General features: G+C 61.4%; 21 protein-coding genes and 1 pseudogene. 17 read left to right on the top strand and 5 right to left on the bottom strand.

The features are described from left to right. Positions 1-18: 18 nt before the first annotated feature. The 7 genes and pseudogenes from D109_RS0124660 to D109_RS1000000135365 all read left to right on the top strand — a co-directional run bounded on the left by D109_RS0124660 (position 19) and on the right by D109_RS1000000135365 (position 5,167). Entirely contained in the window at positions 19-576 is a 558-nt protein-coding gene (locus D109_RS0124660; RefSeq protein WP_017479233.1) for a cytochrome b, read from the top strand. Between the two features lie 43 nt (positions 577-619). Then, a complete protein-coding gene (locus D109_RS0124655; protein ID WP_017479232.1) occupies positions 620-1,171 on the top strand; it encodes a tetratricopeptide repeat protein in 552 nt (183 codons plus the stop codon). Between the two features lie 59 nt (positions 1,172-1,230). Then, entirely contained in the window at positions 1,231-1,728 is a 498-nt protein-coding gene (locus tag D109_RS0124650) for an RNA polymerase sigma factor (protein WP_050555085.1), read from the top strand. Further along, on the top strand, positions 1,725-2,492 hold the full coding sequence (locus D109_RS0124645) for an anti-sigma factor (RefSeq protein ID WP_017479230.1): 768 nt from the start codon (positions 1,725-1,727) through the stop codon (positions 2,490-2,492). The genes D109_RS0124650 and D109_RS0124645 overlap by 4 nt, the downstream gene beginning before the upstream one ends. A 503-nt stretch (positions 2,493-2,995) precedes the next feature. Beyond that, the gene (locus D109_RS1000000135020; protein WP_017479229.1) at positions 2,996-3,379 is read left to right on the top strand and encodes a DUF6124 family protein; all 384 of its coding nucleotides are present in this window, start codon (positions 2,996-2,998) and stop codon (positions 3,377-3,379) included. A gap of 138 nt (positions 3,380-3,517) precedes the next feature. Next, positions 3,518-4,309 (top strand): annotated as a pseudogene (locus D109_RS1000000135370) (MCP four helix bundle domain-containing protein); the annotation flags it as partial. After that, positions 4,304-5,167 (top strand): methyl-accepting chemotaxis protein, encoded by an 864-nt coding sequence (locus D109_RS1000000135365; RefSeq protein WP_371103596.1) that lies wholly within the window; start codon positions 4,304-4,306, stop codon positions 5,165-5,167. The pseudogene D109_RS1000000135370 and the gene D109_RS1000000135365, both read left to right, overlap by 6 nt. On the opposite strand, the gene D109_RS0124630 is transcribed toward D109_RS1000000135365, so the two are convergent. Next, complete coding sequence (locus tag D109_RS0124630; protein ID WP_026078203.1) at positions 5,136-5,987, bottom strand: hypothetical protein; 852 nt, start codon at positions 5,985-5,987, stop codon at positions 5,136-5,138. The genes D109_RS1000000135365 and D109_RS0124630 overlap by 32 nt on opposite strands. Before the next feature lie 230 nt (positions 5,988-6,217). Here D109_RS0124630 and D109_RS0124625 point away from each other — a divergent pair, with 230 nt between their 5' ends. Next, positions 6,218-7,120, top strand: coding sequence for a LysR family transcriptional regulator (locus tag D109_RS0124625; protein WP_017479226.1), 903 nt, complete (start codon positions 6,218-6,220; stop codon positions 7,118-7,120). Here D109_RS0124625 and D109_RS0124620 read toward each other — a convergent pair. Both D109_RS0124620 and D109_RS0124615 read right to left on the bottom strand, forming a co-directional pair. Continuing rightward, entirely contained in the window at positions 7,112-7,870 is a 759-nt protein-coding gene (locus tag D109_RS0124620) for a substrate-binding domain-containing protein (protein ID WP_017479225.1), read from the bottom strand. The two genes, D109_RS0124625 and D109_RS0124620, sit on opposite strands and share 9 nt — an antisense overlap. A 12-nt stretch (positions 7,871-7,882) precedes the next feature. Further along, the gene (locus tag D109_RS0124615; protein ID WP_017479224.1) at positions 7,883-9,175 is read right to left on the bottom strand and encodes an MFS transporter; all 1,293 of its coding nucleotides are present in this window, start codon (positions 9,173-9,175) and stop codon (positions 7,883-7,885) included. Between the two features lie 198 nt (positions 9,176-9,373). On the opposite strand from D109_RS0124615, the gene D109_RS1000000134660 reads away from it, so the two are divergent. Then, positions 9,374-9,520 carry a hypothetical protein gene (locus tag D109_RS1000000134660; RefSeq protein ID WP_017479223.1) on the top strand — a complete coding sequence of 49 codons (147 nt, stop codon included), beginning with the start codon at positions 9,374-9,376 and terminating at the stop codon, positions 9,518-9,520. Positions 9,521-9,646: 126 nt separating this feature from the next. Here D109_RS1000000134660 and D109_RS0124605 read toward each other — a convergent pair whose 3' ends face one another. After that, complete coding sequence (locus tag D109_RS0124605) at positions 9,647-10,036, bottom strand: VOC family protein (protein ID WP_017479222.1); 390 nt, start codon at positions 10,034-10,036, stop codon at positions 9,647-9,649. A gap of 134 nt (positions 10,037-10,170) precedes the next feature. Here D109_RS0124605 and D109_RS0124600 point away from each other — a divergent pair, with 134 nt between their 5' ends. The 6 genes from D109_RS0124600 (at position 10,171) to D109_RS0124575 (ending at position 16,423) form a co-directional block, all read left to right on the top strand. Beyond that, positions 10,171-10,893, top strand: a complete 723-nt coding sequence (locus tag D109_RS0124600) for a GntR family transcriptional regulator (protein ID WP_003211913.1) — start codon at positions 10,171-10,173, stop codon at positions 10,891-10,893. Then, the gene (locus D109_RS0124595) at positions 10,890-11,678 is read left to right on the top strand and encodes an SDR family oxidoreductase (protein WP_017479221.1); all 789 of its coding nucleotides are present in this window, start codon (positions 10,890-10,892) and stop codon (positions 11,676-11,678) included. Before D109_RS0124600 ends, D109_RS0124595 begins: the two co-directional genes overlap by 4 nt. 83 nt (positions 11,679-11,761) lie before the next feature. After that, positions 11,762-12,694 (top strand): 3-keto-5-aminohexanoate cleavage protein, encoded by a 933-nt coding sequence (locus tag D109_RS0124590; protein WP_010176558.1) that lies wholly within the window; start codon positions 11,762-11,764, stop codon positions 12,692-12,694. A gap of 69 nt (positions 12,695-12,763) precedes the next feature. Then, positions 12,764-13,642, top strand: coding sequence for an SMP-30/gluconolactonase/LRE family protein (locus tag D109_RS0124585; protein WP_026078202.1), 879 nt, complete (start codon positions 12,764-12,766; stop codon positions 13,640-13,642). A 74-nt stretch (positions 13,643-13,716) separates the two neighbouring features. Next, entirely contained in the window at positions 13,717-15,039 is a 1,323-nt protein-coding gene (locus tag D109_RS0124580) for an MFS transporter (protein ID WP_017479219.1), read from the top strand. 58 nt (positions 15,040-15,097) lie between these two features. After that, positions 15,098-16,423 carry an MFS transporter gene (locus tag D109_RS0124575; protein WP_017479218.1) on the top strand — a complete coding sequence of 442 codons (1,326 nt, stop codon included), beginning with the start codon at positions 15,098-15,100 and terminating at the stop codon, positions 16,421-16,423. Here the strand turns inward: D109_RS0124575 and D109_RS1000000134300 are convergent. Further along, positions 16,378-16,623 (bottom strand): hypothetical protein, encoded by a 246-nt coding sequence (locus tag D109_RS1000000134300; protein WP_152416404.1) that lies wholly within the window; start codon positions 16,621-16,623, stop codon positions 16,378-16,380. The genes D109_RS0124575 and D109_RS1000000134300 overlap by 46 nt on opposite strands. Positions 16,624-16,684: 61 nt before the next feature. Here D109_RS1000000134300 and D109_RS0124565 point away from each other — a divergent pair, with 61 nt between their 5' ends. Both D109_RS0124565 and D109_RS0124560 read left to right on the top strand, forming a co-directional pair. Further along, a complete protein-coding gene (locus D109_RS0124565) occupies positions 16,685-17,620 on the top strand; it encodes a LysR substrate-binding domain-containing protein (RefSeq protein ID WP_017479216.1) in 936 nt (311 codons plus the stop codon). 26 nt (positions 17,621-17,646) lie between these two features. Beyond that, a complete protein-coding gene (locus D109_RS0124560) occupies positions 17,647-18,834 on the top strand; it encodes a low temperature requirement protein A (RefSeq protein ID WP_017479215.1) in 1,188 nt (395 codons plus the stop codon). Positions 18,835-18,873 lie beyond the last annotated feature (39 nt).

Genomic DNA, 18,873 nt, shown 5'->3' with positions numbered 1-18,873 from the left:
ACCACCCAGGAAACGCCCATGAACAGCCCCGCCGACCGCTACGACCGCCTGACCCGCACTTTCCACTGGCTGACCGCCACCCTGGTGATCTTCATGTTCGCCAGCGCCCATATCTGGGAAAACCTGGAAAAAGGCACGCCGCTGCGCAAGGGCCTGCAATCCGTCCATATCTCCCTCGGCATCGCCATGGCAGTGCTGATCGCTGCACGTATCCTCTGGCGTCTGTTTGGCGGCAATCACCCAAGGGCCGACAATCACCCAGCGCTTAACGTGGCCGCCAAAATCGCCCACGGCTGTCTATACCTGTTACTACTGATGCAGGTGATCTTGGGCTTCCTGTTCCGCTGGGCCCAAGGCGAGCCTTTCAGCTTTTTCGGCCTGTTCCCCGTCCCCGCGCCATTTGTGATTGATCACGAGTTGCGTGGCACCCTGGGTGGCCTGCACAACAACGTCGCGTGGGCGATCATCGTGCTCGCGGGGCTGCATGCCTGCGCCGCGCTGTGGCATCACTACATCCAGCGCGACAGCACGCTGCGCCGCATGCTGCCCGGCCCTCGGGGCGATCTTCAACACTGAGTTTGCTGCTGTACTTTTCCTATCGTTACGGAGCATGAACGCCATGAAGAATCGTCCCGAACACGCCGTTGGTTACCGCACCGCTCTGTTCTTCGGTGCCTGTATGGCCGCCGCATTACTGGCCGGGCAGGCTCACGCTTCCGGTGACGAGTCGGCGCCACCCAAACCCAATTGCCCCAAAGGCCAGGTCTGGGATACCAAGACCGGCAAGTGCGTGCTGCAAACCAGCAAAGCCACGTCGGACGCCGACCGCACCGACTACGCCTATCGCCTGGCCAAGGATGGGCGTTATGAAGAAGCCCTGTCACTGCTCGACACCCTGCAGAACCCGAACACCGCCAAGGCCCTGAACTACCGCGGCTACGCCACCCGCAAACTGGGGCGCACCGATGAAGGCATCAGTTACTACCTGAAGTCCGTGGCACTGGACCCCAACTACGCACAAGTCCGTGAGTACCTGGGTGAGGCCTACGTCATCAAGGGCCGTGTGGACCTGGCCCAGGAGCAACTGGTGAAAATCAAAGCCTTGTGCAGCACCACCTGCGAAGAATACGAAGACCTGGCCGAAGCCATCGCCGCCGCGCCTCAGGCTTGAACCCGTGAGCGAACAGTCGGGAGATCACCATCACCCAAGACGCTGAGTTGCGCCGTGAGTTGAGCCAGCTATTGCCACGTTTATGGCGATACGGGTTGGTGCTGTCGCGACAAAAGCATGTGGCGGATGACCTGGTGCAAGCCACCTGCGTGCGGGCACTGGAGCGTGCAGGCCAGTTCATGGTCGGCACGCGGCTGGACCGCTGGTTGCTGACGATCATGCATTCGATCTGGCTCAACGAATTGCGCTCACAACGGGTACGGCAAGGGCAGGGGTTTGTCGATGCCGAGCAGGAGTTGTCATTCGACGGCGAAACCCTGGCCCAGGATCAAGTGCTGGCCGCGCAGGTGATCAGGCGCGTCAATGCGTTGCCTGAAGCCCAGCGGGAGACGGTGTTTTTGGCCTACGTAGAAGGGCTTTCATACAAGGAAATTGCCGAAGTCCTGCATATTCCCGTGGGAACGGTGATGAGCCGGCTGGCCGCTGCGCGCTTGAAACTGGCTGAAACGGCGCACTCAAGCGGCTTGTTGGATAAATCGAGCGGAGAACGACGATGACTCAAAATACACCACCGTCGGATGAACTGCTGGTGGCTTATCTGGACGGCGAGTTAGACCCGCAGCAGCGCCAGCTTATCGATAACCTGCTGGGCATCGATCCCATCGTGACCGCCCGCTTGGAGCAGCTCAAGCGTGGTGAGTTACCGTTCAAATCCGCCTTTGATTCGGTTCTCGACCAAGCCCCTGCCGAACGTTTGCAGGCGATGCTCGGCGCCTTGCCGGCAGCACAAACACCCACCCTGAGTCGGCGCAGGTTTCTCGCGGTTGCGGCAAGCTTTGCGGTGGCCGGCGTGGTCGCTGATCGACTGTTCATGACCTGGCCCCGACCAGAGCCCGGTTCGGGCTGGCGTGCCTCGGTCGCCGAATACATGGCGCTCTACACGCCCCGGACCCTGGAAAACCTCAGCACTGACCCCGACTCCCATATCGCCCAACTGAGTTCGGTCGGGAGCCAGCTCGGCCTGCCGTTGAGCCCGGATGCAGTGCACCTGCCCGGCGCCGAATTTCGCCGTGCACAAATCCTCGATTATGACGGCGTACTGATCGGCCAACTGACTTACCTCGACGCGCGGCACGGCCCGCTGGCGCTGTGCATTACGGCGGCGAAGAAAGGAGCCGTGGCCATGGCCACCGAACAGCGCCGGGGCATGAACGTGGTGTTTTGGTCCAGCCCGTCTCACGCCTTCATGTTGATTGGCAGAAATCCGTTTGAAGATTTGCAGATCATGGCGCGCAGTGCCGAGAAGGCGTTGTCCGCCTAGAAATACGACACTCAATCATCACTATCGGGATAGACGACTCGCCCGAGTATCCAAGGCGCAACCCCATCGCTATGCACGGTGCGCAGAAATGAGCCCCACTCGGCCCGACTGTGGGCATCAGGCCCGATAACGGTTAGTAACAGATAGTCATCGCAGTAGGAGGCAAGAGGGCGCAAGGTGCCTTGCTAGTTACATCCTTTCAGTGATGTCTGTAGCCTGATTCTTTAGCTGCCAGTGCAGGGTTGCGCTGCCAGAGGCACGGCGGTAACCTTCGCCCCGTCGCCTCCATGGCGACCGGTTTTGACAGACCGATTTACAGGTGTACAACCTCCATACGATTACAGGCTGCTTTAGCTGTGGCGTCGTTTTATGGCGGCTGTACGTGGGGCATCTTCGGGTGCGCCGGGTCCTGTATACCGGTCTGTCAACCCGCGTACAGCTGCCACCCAATCCTGTTTGACAGCAGGGGAATGGCAGCTCCGATTACATACAGGAGCTACACCATGAAAAAGATTACCCCCAATCCCCCTGATTCTTTCGGCGCTCGCGCGCACGACAAACTCACTGACGGAAAAATGTCCGACGCGGCGCAAAGAGCGCTTGATTATTACCTGAGTGAACCTGCGCCCGAATCGGCTGAAATCGACGAGCGCCCACCACGCAAAATCTTCCTCGTAGGTGCGGATGTAGGCACCGAAGAAGCACTGGCCAACGCCACCGAAATCCTGTCGTCAGCGCTGGAAACGGCCTACCGCTGCGCCGATGGCCAAGACAGCATTCACTATCGATTAACCATGGGGCTGGCCCAGTTGATCGAGAATGCTCAGGCGTTGGTCGACTCGGTACTCGACCGTCAATTTGCAGCTGATAAACCCGCCAACCCGTGAACGCCAACGACGCCCCGCAAAGCCCGCTGTAGCTAAAAGCCAGCGGGCTTTTTCGTGGGAAATTTTATATCTGGCAACTTGCACGAATTGCGCTCAAGTCCTGCCCTGGCTGGCCGAAACTCTGTCATACGATGTCGTATGCCAATAATGAGAACAATCGCCATGTCGCTCCGCAGCCTGTCCATCGCCCGCCGCGCGGGTCTCGGTTTTGCCTTGATTGCCTTGCTCGTGGCGCTGCTGGGGTTCTTTGCACTCTCGAACATGGCGAGCATCCGCGAAAGCGCCGTGCAGGTTGAAAGTGGCCTGGTGCCCAAGATGCGCCTGGTCTCGGACATTCGCGAAATCATGCTGCGCATCCGCACCATTTCCCTGCGCATGGCCCTTGATCCCAACCCGGCGAGCCTCTCGCAATACCGTAGCCAGATGGACACCCGCAGCCAGGACCTGACGAAGAAACTGGCCGACCTGAATGCGGTGATTGATACCCCCGAGGTACGCAATCTTTATGATCAGTTCCAGGTCTCCCTGCGTCAGTATCAGCAAGGTCTCACTCAGTCATTCATCCTCGCCGACAAGCAGCAGACCACCGAGCTGAACAAGTTGCTGTTGGTGGACATGAAAACCGTGGTCGACGGTTCCGGCAATCAGCTCAATGCCTTGGCCGACTACTACAACGCCCAGATCAACCTGCAGGGCCAGACCGCGCAGGCGCAGTACAGCCGCTCACGCACGATGGTCTTCGGCTTCGTGCTGCTGGCGGCGTTGAGCACCGTGGCCCTGGCGTGGTTGCTGACGCGCAGCATTGTGGGGCCCCTGAGCCACGCGGTGCGTGCCGCGGAAAACGTCGCTCGGGGCGACCTGACCCAGACCGTTGAAGTCACCGGCGACGACGAAGTGACGCGCCTGCTCGTGGCACTGCAGAGCATGCAAGGCAGCCTGCGGGGTACCTTGCAGTTGATTCGCCAGTCGGCCGGGCAAATGGCGGCCTCGGCCACCGACCTCAACGGTATCACCGACCAGAGCAACCGCAGCCTGCAAAAGCAGACCGCTGAAATCGAGCAAGCCGCCACGGCGGTCAACGAGATGACCTCCGCCGCCGATGAGGTGGCACGCAATGCCGTTTCCACCTCCGAATCCACCCGCCTCTCCAATGAAACGGCCCGCGACGGCCAGCAGCGCGTCGGCGAAACCGTCAGCGCGATTCAGGCGCTGAGCACCAACATCGGTGAAACCTCGAACCTGGTGCAAAACCTCGCCGATCAATCGCGGGACATCGGCAAGGTGCTTGATGTGATTCGCTCCATCGCCGAGCAAACCAACCTGCTGGCCCTGAACGCCGCCATCGAGGCTGCGCGTGCCGGTGAGTCCGGGCGTGGCTTTGCAGTGGTGGCCGACGAAGTGCGTGCGCTGGCCCATCGCACCCAGCAATCGACCCTGGAAATCGACCAGATGGTGACCGCGATGCGCAGTGGCTCCAGCGAGGCACTGACCTCAATGCAGTCGAGCACCCAGCGTGCCAGCGAAACCTTGATCCTGGCCGAAGGCGCCGGTGGCGCATTGAGCCAGATCACCGACTCCATCGATCAGATTCACCAGCGCAACCTGGTCATCGCCAGCGCCGCCGAGGAGCAGGCGCAAGTGGCCAAGGAAGTGGATCGCAACATCGTCAATATTCGTGACCTGTCCGCGCAATCGTCTTCGGGAGCGGGGCAGATCAACGGGTCGAGCCAAGAGCTGGCGCGCTTGGCCGTGTCGCTCAACGAGGCGGTGGCGCGGTTTCAGCTGTAACCGGGTCTGCCCGTGTCACGGACGGCACCAGTTCCAGGATACGGTCACGACCCCCTTCGGCCACCAGGTACGTTCCCTTTGTCGTACGCACAATCGACTGTGGCGCCTTCAGGAAAGACAGAATCGTCTGCTGGCGTCCTTGCTTGTCGATCAACAACAAACGCGCGCGGTGTGTGGAATCCTCGTTGATCCATAACCCGCGTTCATCGCACATCAGGAAGGTGGGTTTGTTCAGTTGGCCCAGCACCACCGGGTCGCTGCCGTCGCTGGTCAGCTCTCGGACCACGCCCTTCTTCTTTTCTGTGTAGAGCATGCGCCCATCCGTGCAGCGAACAATCGACTCGCCTTCGCTGAGTTGGTCACGCACGACGCTCAGTGTCTTGTCGCTCCAGCGATAGCGCAGGATCCGGGCAGCTACCTTGCGGTCTTCGATGGCGTAGAGGTACTCACCGTCGTCCCACAGCCCTTGCACGCTGTCTCCCCTGAACAGCTCAGTGACGACGCCGTCCTTGAGGAAACTGACCGGCGCGCCATCCACTTCCTGGCTGAACACCCAGCCGCCCTGAGTGGCGACCATGCCATCGGGCTTGGAGAGATTGCCTACCACCAGTTCGCGTTTTCCGTCGGGCAAGATGCGCACGATACTGCCAAGCCCGTTGCTCAATTCCTGGCTCACCATCAGCGAGCCGTCGGGCATCGGCATCAGTGATGCGGCCTTTTCCACATCGCGGTGGACTACTTGAACACTCCAGCCATCGGCGGCGCTGACCGGGTAAAAGCTTTGCCAGGCGAAGAAGCCCAGGGTGACGGTGCACAGCAGGCCCGATAGCCATAAACCCGATCGGAGTGCTCGATAAGGCGAGTGGGTTGCATGAGCCCTTTTTATTGTTTTATCCATTGATGACTGCCGATAGGTATTTGTGAAGAGGATTTGCACGCGTCCGCCACCGTATCAAGCACAGGGCCCAACATCACCTTGCTTTTTTCAGGCGGGTACAAGCCGCTGTCCCCCATAATGACGTCACCCGCGACTACCCAACGGCCTACTCGATGATCATCAACTTCGACCTCAACGACCTCCAAGCCTTCCGTGCCGTGGTAGAGAAGGGCAGTTTCCGTGCGGCGGCCGAAGCCATTCGTATCTCCCAGCCGGCCCTCAGCCGGCGCATCGAAAAGCTCGAATCTGCCCTCGGCGTCAAACTCTTCGAACGCACCACGCGCCGGGTCAGCCTGACCATGGTTGGCCGTGCCTTTCTGCCGCAGGTCGAGCGCATGCTCGATGACCTGGACATCGCCCTGATGGGCATCAGCAACGTCGCCTCGACCCGCATGGGCGATGTCACCATCGCCTGCGTGCCGTCCACGGCGTATTACTTCATGCCCCATGTGATTTCCGAATTCCACAAGCTCTATCCGAAGATTCGTCTGCGAGTATTTGACGCGAGTGCGGGCGAGGTGTGTGCGGCGGTGGAAAGCGGCGAGGCGGATTTCGGCGTGAGTTTCAGCGGCAGCCTGGCGGACGGCGTGGAGTTCGAGCTGTTGTTGCAGGAGCGGTATGTGCTGGCCTGTCGCCGGGAGCATCCGCTGGCGGACCGCGCCAGTGTGACGTGGGCCGAGGCGTACGAGCACAACTACATCACCGTGGACAAGACCTCAGGCAATCGCTTCTTGCTCGACCAGGCCCTGCGCGGGGTGCGGGTGAAGAAGCCCAGCATCTGCGAGACCCATCACGTCACTACGATGATCGGGCTGGTGGAGGCGGGGTTGGGGGTGGCGATGGTCCCGTCGATTGCGATGCCAGGCGGCAAGCACCCGATTCTGACGAGTGTGCCGCTGGTGGAGCCGGAGGTGGTGCGCAACGTGGGGTTGATCAAGCGCCGCGGGCGTACGTTGACGCCGGCGGCACTGGAACTGGAGCGGTTGACGCGGGAGATGCCGTTCCGGTCAGTGTGAGACCGAATCCAGGCCGGTGGATTGCACCACGGGTTGCGCCTGGGGCGAGGCGAGGAATTGCAGGAGTTTTTTCGCCTGCTCGGGGTGTTCGGCGTTCACCGGAATGCCGGCGGCAAAACGGGTGACGGACTGCACGTCTTCAGGGATTTTTCCGACGTAGGTCACGCCTGGAATCGGCAGCAGTTCGGACACCTGCTGCAAGCCCACCTCGTAGTCACCCTTGGCGACCTGGGAGGCCACCGGGATGCGTTCGATCATGGTGCCCTTGGGCGGCATGCCGAGTTTCTTGAACAGTTCCTTTTCGACGTAGACGCCGCTGGCGCTGTCCGAGTACGCGACGGACTTGGCGTTGGTCAGTACCGTCTTCAGTTCGGCATCGGTGGCAATCGAAGGCTTGGTTGCGCCTTCCTTGACCACCAGGCCGATGCGCGAGTCCGCCAGTTCAACGCGGGACGCTTTGTCGACCTTGCCTTGCTTGATCAGTTCGTCCAGGGCGTAGCCGACCATGATCACCACGTCGGCGTGTTCGCCACGGGCCAGGCGGTTGGGAATTGCTTCCGGCGCCTTGCCCATCGACGGACCAAGGATGGTGTCGAGAGTGTCGCCGCTCTGGGTGGCGTATTGCGCACCCAGCAACTTGTAGGCGGCGGTGAAGCCGCCGGAGGTCATGACTTTCAGCTCTTCTGCGTGGGCGACCATCGCCAGCGAACCGATTGCCAGTGCCGCCAGTGTTTTGAATAGGGTTTTCATCAGCGTGATTCCTCAGGCAACTTGCAGACGGGCACTGGCGCGGCGATACAGCGCAAACGTCGCGCACAGGGCGCACAGTGCGGCGAACATCAGCCAGTAGGCCGGCGATGCCTTGTCGCCCGTCTCGTGAATAAACCAGGTTGAGATCGCTGGGGTAAAACCACCGAAGATCGCGGTCGCCAGGCTGTAGGCCAGGGAGAAGCCCGCCACGCGCACTTCCACCGGCATGATTTCGGTCAGGGCCGGGATCATCGCGCCGTTGTACATGCCGTACAGGAAGGAGAACCACAGCAGGGTTTCCAGCATATGCGCGAAGCTTGGCGCATTGACCACGTAGGAAAGTGCCGGGTAGGCGGTCAGCACAGTCAGGGCGGTCATGGCGATCAGCACCGGCTTGCGGCCAAAACGGTCACTCAGGGTGCCGCCGATGGGCAGCCAGATGAAGTTCGACACGGCTACCAGCAAGGTCACCAGCAGGGCGTCGGAGGTAGTCAGGTTAAGCACGGTCTTGCCGAAGGTCGGCGCGTACACGGTGATCAGGTAGAAGGCAGTGGTGGTCATCGCCACCATCATCATGCCGCCGATTACGATGGTCCAGTTCTTCACCAGGGTGGCCAGCACTTCGCGCATGGTGGGGCGATGCTTGCGGTTGGCGAACTCTTCGGTTTCCTGCAGGTTGCGGCGCAGGACGAAGATGAACGGGATGATCACGCAGCCGATGGCGAACGGAATGCGCCAGCCCCAATCGGCAACCACGGCCGGTTCCATCCACTGGTTCAGGCCATAACCCAGGGCGGCCGCGACCACGATGGAGATCTGCTGGCTACCCGATTGCCAGCTGGTGTAGAAGCCCTTGCGGCCCGGTGTGGCCATTTCGGCCAGGTACACCGACACACCGCCCAGTTCGGCACCGGCCGAGAAGCCTTGCAACAGACGGCCCATCAACACCAGCAGCGGTGCCCACAAACCAATGGTGTGATAGCCCGGTACCAGTACGATCAGCAGGGTGCCGCTGGCCATGATCGCCAGGGTCACGATCAAGCCTTTGCGACGGCCCACATCATCGATGTAAGCGCCGAGGATGATGGCTCCCAGCGGACGCATCAAAAAGCCCGCGCCGAACACGGCGAAGGTCATCATTAATGACGCAAATTCATTGGCGGCAGGGAAGAAGGCAGCGGCGATATAGGTGGCGTAGAAGCCGAACAGAAAGAAGTCGAACTGTTCGAGAAAGTTGCCGGAGGTGACGCGAAAGACCGCGCCGACTTTTGAGCGGGCAGAGTCAGGTCGTGAAGGGTTTTGCATTTTCTTGTGTCTCCAGCGTTCTTTTTGAAGTGCTTGTTTCGCTTAAGACCGCGGATAGTGGCTGACACATTTAGAAATGATAAGTGAGTTGTTTACATGGATTGATGTGCCTTGGTTATCAATGACTGGGATCACACAAAACCGCTCCCTCATCTATGCTTGTCCATTGTGTCCAATTCTTACGGACGGGAGGTGGGTATGAGCAACGAACACAAGCAACGTGATGAGTTGGAGCAGGAGCGCGCCAGGCAGCGTCGCGAGGAAGAAAAGCCGCAGACCTGGAAGCATCCGGACGATGGCACCGAACTGTCCGAGCGCGACCAGGAGCGCCCGCTCAAGCCCTGATGCAGGCAATTCACTGTGGCGAGGGAGCTTGCTCCCGCTGGGCTGCGCAGCGGCCCCAAGATTTTTGGGAGCGCTTCGCACTCCAGCGGGAGCAAGCTCCCTCGCCACGTTCAACCTGGCTAAAATTCACTGAATCGGCGTACACAACTCCACCAGCGTGCCATCCGGGCACCGCACATACGACACCACCTGCCCCCAAGGCTTGGTGCTCGGCGCAGCAAGCTCTTTCGCACCCGCCGCCAGCGCTCTGGCATGGGCCTTTGACACATCTTCAGTAACAAACCCCAACTCCATCCCAAGCGGCTGCTGTGAGGCATGCGCCTCCACATGCCCGCCCTTGAAGTTGATCTCGCCCAACTCATGGGCCGCGAAGGAAAGGGTGGTGCCACCCGTCTCCAACTCGCCATACGTCCCCGATTCATGCAGGAAACGACGACTCAAACCGAAGGCTTTTTCGAAGAACTGCAGGGAGGCAGCGACGTCCGGCACATAGACGATGGTGTAGGCGAATTTCATGGTTCAGCGGTCCTTGCTTGAGAGAGAGCCCATTTAAGTCAGCGTCACACTCATGGTCAACGGGAAACTATTTGACATATTTGATTTGTGATCACATATTGGAGCCATAAGAACGACAACACAGGTTTTGACTCATGACAGATGGCCCGCTCCTCCTTCCCACCTTGCGCCAAGTGTCCCGCGACACCTTGCAAGACCAGGTCTATCGCCAGATTCGCGAAGCCTTGATGAGTGGTCGTTTCCAGCCCGGCCAGAAACTCACCATCCGCGGCCTCGCCGAAGCCCTCGGCTCCAGCCCCATGCCGGTGCGCGAAGCCCTCCAGCGCCTCAGCGCCGAAAACGCTTTTGAAGTCACCGAAACCTCCCGTCTGCGGGTACGCATGATGACGGTCGAACGCCTGCGGGAAATCCGCGATGCGCGGGTCGCCCTGGAAGGTTTGCTGGCAGAAAAAGCCGTGTTGCTCCTGGAAAAAGCCGACCTCGACGAAATCTCTGACCTCTGCCAACAGATGCAACAGGCCGCCGACGAGGTCGACGTTTCCCGCTACCTGTGGACCAACTTCGCCTTTCACCGTCGGATCTATGCCGTCGCCCAAGCCGAATTGACCATGGCCGCCGTGGAAAACTTCTGGCTGCACATGGGCCCGTGTTTTGCCCTGGTCGCTCCCGATAAAGCTCACTTGCAGCGCTCGATGGAGGCGCATACGCGCATCGTCGAGGCCCTGGCCGCCCGCGATGGCGCTGGCGCCCGCGCTGCCGTGACCGATGACATCATGCAGGCCGCCGATTCCCTGGCGCGCCTGCTCGTCAAGAACGACCGTTCGCGGTCGTCTGTTTCAGGAGGTAAACGTGCATGAGTGTCCTACAGCGGCTGCAGCCCTATCCTGGGTTACGTGTGTTGATTTCCGGCGGGGCTGCCGGTATCGGTGAAGTGTTGGCGGCGGCCTATCTGGAGGCGGGCGCCAAGGTGCATGTGTGTGATATCAGCGAACCGGCCCTGGCGGCGTTTCGCGACAAGTACCCGGGCACCGTTGCCACCCGTGCCGACGTGAGCGATGCCGCGCAGATCGAGGCGGTGTTCCAGGTGCAGCGCGAGCAATTCGGCGGGCTGGATGTGCTGGTCAACAACGCCGGGATTGCCGGGCCCACTGGCGGTATCGACGCCATCAGCGATGCCGAGTGGCAAGCCACGATCAACATCAACCTGACGGCGCAATACCGCTTTGCCCACCACGCAGTGCCGATGCTCAAGGAATCGTCCCACGGCCATCTGCTGCATATCGCCTCGGTCGCCGGGCGACTCGGCTACGCCTGGCGCACGCCGTACGCCGCGACCAAATGGGCCATCGTCGGCCTGATGAAATCCCTGGCCTCGGAGCTGGGCGAAAGCGACATTCGCGTCAACGCCTTGCTGCCCGGCATCGTCGAAGGCCCGCGCATGGACGGCGTGATCCGCGCCCGTGCCGAGCAGGTCGGCGTACCGGAAGCCGAGATGCGCCAGGAATACCTCAACAAGATCTCCCTCAAGCGCATGGTCACCGCCGAAGACGTCGCGGCCATGGCCTTGTTTCTCTGCTCGCCCGCCGCCCGCAATGTCACCGGCCAAGCGATCAGTGTCGACGGTAACGTCGAATACCTGTAGGCCGCGTCAGCGTTTAGCCAAGGAAGAACACACAAGCCACACCCGGGATTTTTTTTCATAAGAATAAAAGTCGGAGAATCGTCATGTCCAAAAATCGTCCTGTCATCATCACCTGCGCCGTCACCGGTGCCATCCATACGCCGTCGATGTCGCCGCATTTGCCGATCACCGCGCAGGAAATTGCCGACGCCGCCATCGGTGCCGCCGAAGCCGGCGCCGCCATTGTCCACCTGCATGCCCGTGATCCCATCGATGGCCGTCCCAGCCAGGACCCCGCGCTGTTCGCCGAATTTTTGCCGCAGATCAAAGCCGCCAGCGACGTGGTGATCAACATCACCACTGGCGGCGCACCGACCATGGGCGTCGAAGAGCGCCTGCAACCGGTGATGCAGTTCAAGCCGGAACTGGCCTCGCTGAACATGGGCTCGATGAATTTCGGCCTTTATGAAATGCTCAACCGCTTTACCGAGTTCAAGCACGACTGGGAGCGTCCGTACCTGGAAGAAAGCGACGACCGGATTTTTCGCAATACCTTCCGCGACATTACCCACATCCTCAATTCCTGCGCCGAGAACCGCACACGTTTTGAAATCGAGTGCTACGACATTGGCCACCTGTACACCGCCGCCCACTTCCTGGAGCGCGGCCTGCTCAAGCCACCGCTGTTTATCCAGTCGGTATTCGGTTTGCGCGGCGGTATCGGCGGCCATCCAGAAGACCTCGCTCACATGCGCCGCACCGCCGACCGGCTGTTTGGCGACGACTACGTGTGGTCGATCCTCGGCGCCGGCCGTGGGCAGATCCCGTTGGCCACCATGGGCCTGTCCATGGGCAGCAACGCCCGGGTCGGCCTGGAAGATTCGCTGTGGGATGGCCCGGGCAAGCTCGCCGCGTCCAACGCCGACCAGGTACGGCGCATTCGCACAGTGATCGAAGCCCTCGGCCACCGGGTCGCCACGCCGGATGAAGCGCGGGAAATCCTCGGGCTGAAAGGGCGCGACCAGGTCAACTTCTAAGCGATAAACCGGCCGCGTCACGGCGCGGCCATGTCCATCCCGCACAACAACAAAAAAGGGGATAACACCATGCGTATCGAAGTGCTTGTGGACGTGAAGACCACCCTGGGCGAAGGCCCGGTGTGGGACGTCGAACAACAACGGTTGTACTGGATCGACAGCGCCGACGGCCGGATCCTGCGCTGCACCGAGGATGGCCGCGAACTGCGCGCCTGGGACGTGGGCCAGAAAATCGGCTCCATGGCCCTGCGCCATAGTGGCGAGCAAGCCATCGTCGCCCTGCAAAACGGCGTGCACCTCCTTGACCTGAACAGCGGCGAACTGACGCTGGTCATCGACCCGGAACCCGCACTGCCCAATAACCGCCTCAACGACGGCAAGGTCGACCGCCAAGGGCGCTTTGTCTTCGGCTCCATGGACACTCTGGAAGACAGCGCCAGCGCCAAACTCTACCGCCTGGATGCGGACCTGAGCCTGCACACCCTGGACGAAGGCATCATCGTGTCCAACGGCCCGTGCTGGAGCCCGTCGGGTGACATCTTCTACTTTTGCGACACCTGGTCCGGCGAGATCTGGGCGTACGACTACGACCTCGCCACGGGAGCGGTGAGCAATCGACGCACCTTCGCAAAGGTCGACACCCGCAGTGGTGGCGCCGCCGACGGCTGCACCGTGGATGCCGAAGGCTGTCTGTGGCAGGCGCTGGTCTACGCCGGGAAACTGGTGCGCTACACACCTAATGGCCAGGTCGACCGGATCATCCAGATGCCAGTGAAAAAGGTCACCAGCCTGACCTTCGGCGGGCCGAACCTGGACACCCTGTTCGTCACCTCCATGGCCAAGCCGCCGTTGCCGCGTTTCCCGGCCGACGGTCAGCAGCGCGGGGCGCTTTTTGCGATCTCCGGGCTGGGCGTGCAAGGAATAGCCGAGCGACGGTTCGCCAGCTAGCGCGTTTTTTCAACAAGGCACTTTCCTTTCGCAACCTTGTGTCAGTGCGCGCCCTCGCGCGCCTGGAGAAACCCATGGCAACCTTGAAAAAAGCCTCGCTGCGCAGTATTCACCGGCACTCCTGGGTGTCGCTGCTGGTGTGCTGGATGATCTGGATCCTCAACGCCTACGACCGTGAGATCGTGTTGCGGCTGGGGCCGACCATCTCCAAGCATTTCGATTTATCCGCCGATCAGTGGGGCACCATGGCCACAGTGATCATGCTCGCCCTGGCCCTGCTGGATATTCCCGGCTCGATGTGGAGCGACCGCTACGGCGGTGGCTGGAAGCGCGCGCGGTTCCAGGTGCCGCTGGTGCTGGGCTACACGGCGATCTCGCTTCTCTCCGGGTTCAAGGCCCTGAGCGGCAACCTCGCGACCTTTATCGCGCTGCGGGTCGGCGTCAACCTCGGCGCAGGCTGGGGCGAGCCGGTGGGCGTGAGCAACACCGCCGAATGGTGGCCGGTGGAGCGTCGTGGTTTTGCCCTGGGTGCGCACCACACCGGTTACCCGATTGGCGCCATGCTCAGTGGCATCGTCGCCAGCTTTGTCATCAGCACCTTTGGCGAAGACAACTGGCGCTACGTGTTCTTCTTCGCGTTTGTGGTGGCGTTGCCGCTGATGATTTTCTGGGCGCGGTATTCCACTGCCGAACGCATCACCGCGTTGTACGTCGACATCGCTGCCAAGGGCATGACCCCGCCGGACAACGCACCCACCAGCCAAGTGAAAGGCCACGCCTGGCGCACGTTTATTGCCACGTTGCGCAATCGCAATATCGCCCTGACGGCGGGTAATACGATGCTGACCCAAGTGGTGTACATGGGCGTCAACATCGTGCTGCCGGCGTACCTGTACAACATCGCCGGGTTGTCCCTGGCCGAATCGGCGGGGATGAGCGTGGTGTTCACCCTCACCGGGATTCTCGGGCAACTGGTGTGGCCGTCGCTGTCGGACATCATTGGCCGACGCGTCACCCTGATCATCTGCGGCGTGTGGATGGCCGCCAGTGTCGGTGCGTTCTACTTCGCCAACACCCTGACACTGATCATCGTCGTGCAACTGCTGTTCGGCCTGGTGGCCAATGCGGTGTGGCCGATCTACTACGCGGTGGCCTGCGACTCGGCCGAGCCGTCGGCGACTTCCACCGCCAACGGCATCATTACCACCGCGATGTTTATCGGCGGCGGCCTGGCGCCGGTGCTGATGGGCAGCCTGATTGCCATGGGCGGCGGCTGGACCACCTTGCACGGCTACACGGTGTGCTTCTTCGTGATGGCCGGCTGTGCCCTGGGCGGGGCGCTGCTGCAACTGTTTTCCCATCGCCCGCCGGCGCTGGTTGCGCAACTCGAACCCTAGAACAACACCGATGCGCCCCCCAACTGTTGCGCTGGCGGGGCGCCAAGAGGAATGCCCGATGAAGACTGCCAACACTGCCCGTGAACCACGGGAGTTGAACAAACTGATGTTCGTCAAGCTGATGCCGTTGCTGATCATCGCCTACGTGCTGAGCTTTCTGGACCGCACCAACATCGCCTTGGCCAAGCACCACCTGGACGTTGACCTGGGGATTTCAGCGGCGGCTTACGGCCTGGGGGCGGGGCTGTTCTTCCTGACCTATGCGCTGTCGGAAATCCCCAGCAACCTGATCATGCACAAGGTCGGCGCGCGGTTCTGGATTGCCCGGATCATGGTGACCTGGGGCCTGATTTCGGCGGCCATGGCGTTCGTCCAGGGTGAGACTTCGTTCTATATCCTGCGCCTGCTGCTGGGCATTGCCGAAGCCGGCCTGTTTCCCGGGGTGATGTTGTACCTCACCTACTGGTTCAACCGCGAGCAACGGGCGCGGGCCACCGGGTATTTCCTGCTCGGCGTGTGTTTTGCCAACATCATCGGCGGCCCGGTGGGCGCGGCGTTGATGCGCATGGACGGGATCCTCGGCTGGCATGGCTGGCAGTGGATGTTCCTGCTCGAAGGCTTGCCAGCAGTGGCGTTTGCCTGGGTGGTGTGGTGCAAGTTGCCGGACCGCCCGAGCAAGGCACCCTGGCTCTCGGCCGAAGAGGCGCGCGGGATTGAACAGCGCATCGCGATGGAGACCGAAGAGGGCGCAGGCGAGGGCGGGCATTCCCTGAAGAACTGGCTGACACCGCAGATCCTGCTGGCGATCTTTGTGTATTTTTGCCATCAGATCACGATCTACACCGTGATCTTTTTCCTGCCGAGCATCATCAGCAAGTACGGTGAGTTGAGCACCATGAGTGTCGGCTTGCTGACCTCATTGCCGTGGATTGCCGCAGCGGCCGGCGCCGTGTTGCTGCCGCGTTTTGCCACCACGCCCACCCGTGCCCGGCGGCTGTTGATTACCGGCTTGCTGACCATGGCATTGGGGTTGGGGATTGCCTCGGTGTCGGGGCCGGTGTTCAGCCTGCTGGGTTTCTGTGTGTCGGCGGTGATGTTCTTTGTGGTGCAGTCGATCATCTTTCTCTACCCGGCTTCGCGCCTCAAGGGCGTGGCACTGGCGGGCGGGCTGGGCTTCGTCAATGCCTGCGGATTGCTCGGCGGGTTTGTCGGACCGTCGGTGATGGGCGCGATCGAGATGAGCACTGGCAACGCCATGAACGGTTTGAAAGTGATCGCCGTGGTGCTGGTGGTGGCCGCGTTGGCCGCCTTGCGTTTGCGCCAGGGACAGGAGCCGGATCACACCAGCAATGAGGTCGGAAACCCGGAAGCCAGCACCAGGTAAGCCACGACGGCTGCCAGGCATAAACCGACAAATGCCCGTAACAGTGTCCTGGCGGTGGGATGAGCGATGAATTTGATGGCCCAGAGCAAAATCCCGGCAACCAGGACGCTCAAGGCAGAAATGACCAGCACGATGGTGTTCTCGCAAGCCTTGGAAGCTGCTTTATAGTCCCAAAGCCCCGTGTTGAACAGTGTGCGCATAGACGCAGGGCCCCGGGTGTTTCTAAACTGCGGCTTATCCAGGGCAGTGGGGCGAGCGCCGATGAATCGCAATGAATTACGCAAGGCCGACATCAACTTGATGGTGGTCTTTGAAACCTTGATGCTCGAGCGCAATGTGACCCGGGTGGCGGAGAAGCTGTTTCTCGGCCAACCCACCATCAGTTCGGCCCTCAACCGCCTGCGCACCTTGTTCAATGACCCGTTGTTTATTCGCGTCGGCCACCGCATGGAGCCCACCGCGCGGGCCGAGGAAATCATCAAGCACCTGTCGCCGGCCCTCGATTCCTTGTCGTCGGCCCTGAGCCTGACCCACGATTTTGACCCGTCCATCAGCACCATGACCTTTCGCATCGGCCTGTCCGACGACGTCGAGTTCGGCCTGCTGCCGCCGCTGCTGCGGGCCTTGCGCCAGGAGGCGCCGCTGGTGGTGTTCGTGGTGCAGCATGTGGATTACTGGCGCATTCCGGACCTGCTGGCCTCCGGCGATATCACCGTCGGCATCACCCAGACCCGCGGCCTGCCGGCGAATGCCAAGCGCAAGCTGTTGCGGCATATCCGCCCCTGTTTGCTGCGGGCGGACGCCTCGGACAAACCCCTGACCCTCGACGAATACTGCGCACGGCCCCATGTGCTGGTGTCCCACACCGCCAACGTGTCCGGGTTTGCCGATGAGTGGCTGGCGGAAATCGGTCGCAAACGCCACGTGGTGCTCTCGGTGCCGCAATACAGCGCGCTGCCGGCGCTGCTTGCCGGCACCGACATGATCGCCAGCCTGCCGGACTACACCGCCCAGGCCATGGCCGCCGGGGGGCATCTGTTCTGCGAGCCGTTCCCGTTCGAAACCCCGACCCTGGATTTGTCCATGGTCTGGCTCAGCCATGTGGATACCGACCCGGCGGAACGCTGGATGCGTTCGCGACTCGAGGCGTTCATGAGCGAGCGGGACATGCTGCCGGTAGTCGCCCCCAACTCTTGAGATAAACCTTTCAGGGAGATCCACCCATGACCCCATCCCGGTCCTTGCTGCGTGGGCGCGGCAGTCATGACAGCGGCAAGGTTGGCATGGTCGAGTTGTTCTTCGACCTGGTGTTCGTGTTCGCGGTGACCCAGTTGTCCCATTCGCTGCTCGCCCACTTGTCCATCGGCGGCGCGGTGCAGGTAGCGCTGATGATGGTCGCGGTGTGGTGGGTGTGGATCTTCACTTCGTGGGTCACCAACTGGCTGGACCCGGAAAAAATCCCGATCCGCATCGGCCTGTTCGGCTTGATGGTGGCGGGCCTGCTGTTGTCCTCGTCGATTCCCAAGGCGTTTACCGACCGTGGCCTGCTGTTCGCCGGTGCCTATGTATTCATGCAGGTAGGACGTACGCTGTTTGCCCTGTGGGCGGTGCGCGGCGAGCCCCTGAACATGACCCGCAATTTCCAGCGGATCCTGGCGTGGATGCTGTTTTCCGGGGTGTTCTGGATCACCGGCGCGCTGCTCGAAGGTGAACAGCGTTTGGCCTTCTGGGCCCTGGCGCTGTTGATCGAATTGATTTCCCCGTCGGTGTATTTCTGGGTGCCGGGGCTTGGGCCCTCGACGCTTGCGGACTGGAATGTGGAAGGCAACCATATGGCCGAACGCTGCGGCCTGTTTGTGATCATCGCCTTGGGTGAGTCGTTGCTGGTGACTGGCGCGACCTTCGCTGAGTTGCCCTGGAGCGTGGACGGGCTGGCGGCCTTCCTGGTGGCGGTAGTGGGCAGCATCGCCCTGTGGTGGATCTATTTCGACAGCGGCGCCGAGCGTGCCCACCATCGCATCGCCAGCTCCGCCGACCCCGGCCGCCAGGCGCGGATTGCCTACACCTACCTGCATGTATTGATCGTCGCCGGGATTATCGTCAGCGCCGTGGCCGACGAACTGGTGCTGGTGCATCCGGGGCATGCCAGCCAGGCGGGCGTGGTGGCGATCATCGCCGGCCCGTGGTTGTTCCTGCTGGGCAGTGCGTTGTTCAAGTGGGTGATGAGCGACCGGCCATTGCCACCGCTTTCGCACCTGGGCGGATTGCTGATGTTGCTGGTGTTGTTGCCGTTAGGATTGCAGCAGGTGTTTTCGGCCTTGGTACTGGGGGCGCTGACTTCGGCGGTATTGGTGATGGTGGCAATCTGGGAAAACCGCTCGCTGCGCAGCTTGACCGAAGTTTCACATTGAAAGCGGTCTGATTCGACCCGGCCTCGTGCTATATGTATG

Origin of the sequence: Pseudomonas sp. PAMC 26793, assembly GCF_000313235.1 — a bacterium.
Classification (GTDB): domain Bacteria; phylum Pseudomonadota; class Gammaproteobacteria; order Pseudomonadales; family Pseudomonadaceae; genus Aquipseudomonas; species Aquipseudomonas yamanorum.
The sequence above is the reverse complement of the archived record's forward strand: the minus strand, read 5'-3'. Positions and strand labels throughout refer to the sequence as shown.

Bases quoted from the DNA above. Each gene is read 5' to 3' on its own strand.
- D109_RS0124645 (WP_017479230.1), top strand. From the start codon at position 1,725: ATGACTCAAAATACACCACCGTCGGATGAACTGCTGGTGGCTTATCTG.
- D109_RS0124595 (WP_017479221.1), top strand. From the start codon at position 10,890: ATGAGTGTCCTACAGCGGCTGCAGCCCTATCCTGGGTTACGTGTGTTG.
- D109_RS0124565 (WP_017479216.1), top strand. From the start codon at position 16,685: ATGAATCGCAATGAATTACGCAAGGCCGACATCAACTTGATGGTGGTC.
- D109_RS0124660 (WP_017479233.1), top strand. From the start codon at position 19: ATGAACAGCCCCGCCGACCGCTACGACCGCCTGACCCGCACTTTCCAC.
- D109_RS1000000135020 (WP_017479229.1), top strand. From the start codon at position 2,996: ATGAAAAAGATTACCCCCAATCCCCCTGATTCTTTCGGCGCTCGCGCG.
- D109_RS0124585 (WP_026078202.1), top strand. From the start codon at position 12,764: ATGCGTATCGAAGTGCTTGTGGACGTGAAGACCACCCTGGGCGAAGGC.
- D109_RS1000000135365 (WP_371103596.1), top strand. From the start codon at position 4,304: ATGCAAGGCAGCCTGCGGGGTACCTTGCAGTTGATTCGCCAGTCGGCC.
- D109_RS0124600 (WP_003211913.1), top strand. From the start codon at position 10,171: ATGACAGATGGCCCGCTCCTCCTTCCCACCTTGCGCCAAGTGTCCCGC.
- D109_RS0124590 (WP_010176558.1), top strand. From the start codon at position 11,762: ATGTCCAAAAATCGTCCTGTCATCATCACCTGCGCCGTCACCGGTGCC.
- D109_RS0124575 (WP_017479218.1), top strand. From the start codon at position 15,098: ATGAAGACTGCCAACACTGCCCGTGAACCACGGGAGTTGAACAAACTG.
- D109_RS1000000134660 (WP_017479223.1), top strand. From the start codon at position 9,374: ATGAGCAACGAACACAAGCAACGTGATGAGTTGGAGCAGGAGCGCGCC.
- D109_RS0124580 (WP_017479219.1), top strand. From the start codon at position 13,717: ATGGCAACCTTGAAAAAAGCCTCGCTGCGCAGTATTCACCGGCACTCC.
- D109_RS0124560 (WP_017479215.1), top strand. From the start codon at position 17,647: ATGACCCCATCCCGGTCCTTGCTGCGTGGGCGCGGCAGTCATGACAGC.
- D109_RS0124615 (WP_017479224.1), bottom strand. From the start codon at position 9,175: ATGCAAAACCCTTCACGACCTGACTCTGCCCGCTCAAAAGTCGGCGCG.
- D109_RS0124655 (WP_017479232.1), top strand. From the start codon at position 620: ATGAAGAATCGTCCCGAACACGCCGTTGGTTACCGCACCGCTCTGTTC.
- D109_RS1000000134300 (WP_152416404.1), bottom strand. From the start codon at position 16,623: ATGCGCACACTGTTCAACACGGGGCTTTGGGACTATAAAGCAGCTTCC.
- D109_RS0124625 (WP_017479226.1), top strand. From the start codon at position 6,218: ATGATCATCAACTTCGACCTCAACGACCTCCAAGCCTTCCGTGCCGTG.
- D109_RS0124605 (WP_017479222.1), bottom strand. From the start codon at position 10,036: ATGAAATTCGCCTACACCATCGTCTATGTGCCGGACGTCGCTGCCTCC.
- D109_RS0124620 (WP_017479225.1), bottom strand. From the start codon at position 7,870: ATGAAAACCCTATTCAAAACACTGGCGGCACTGGCAATCGGTTCGCTG.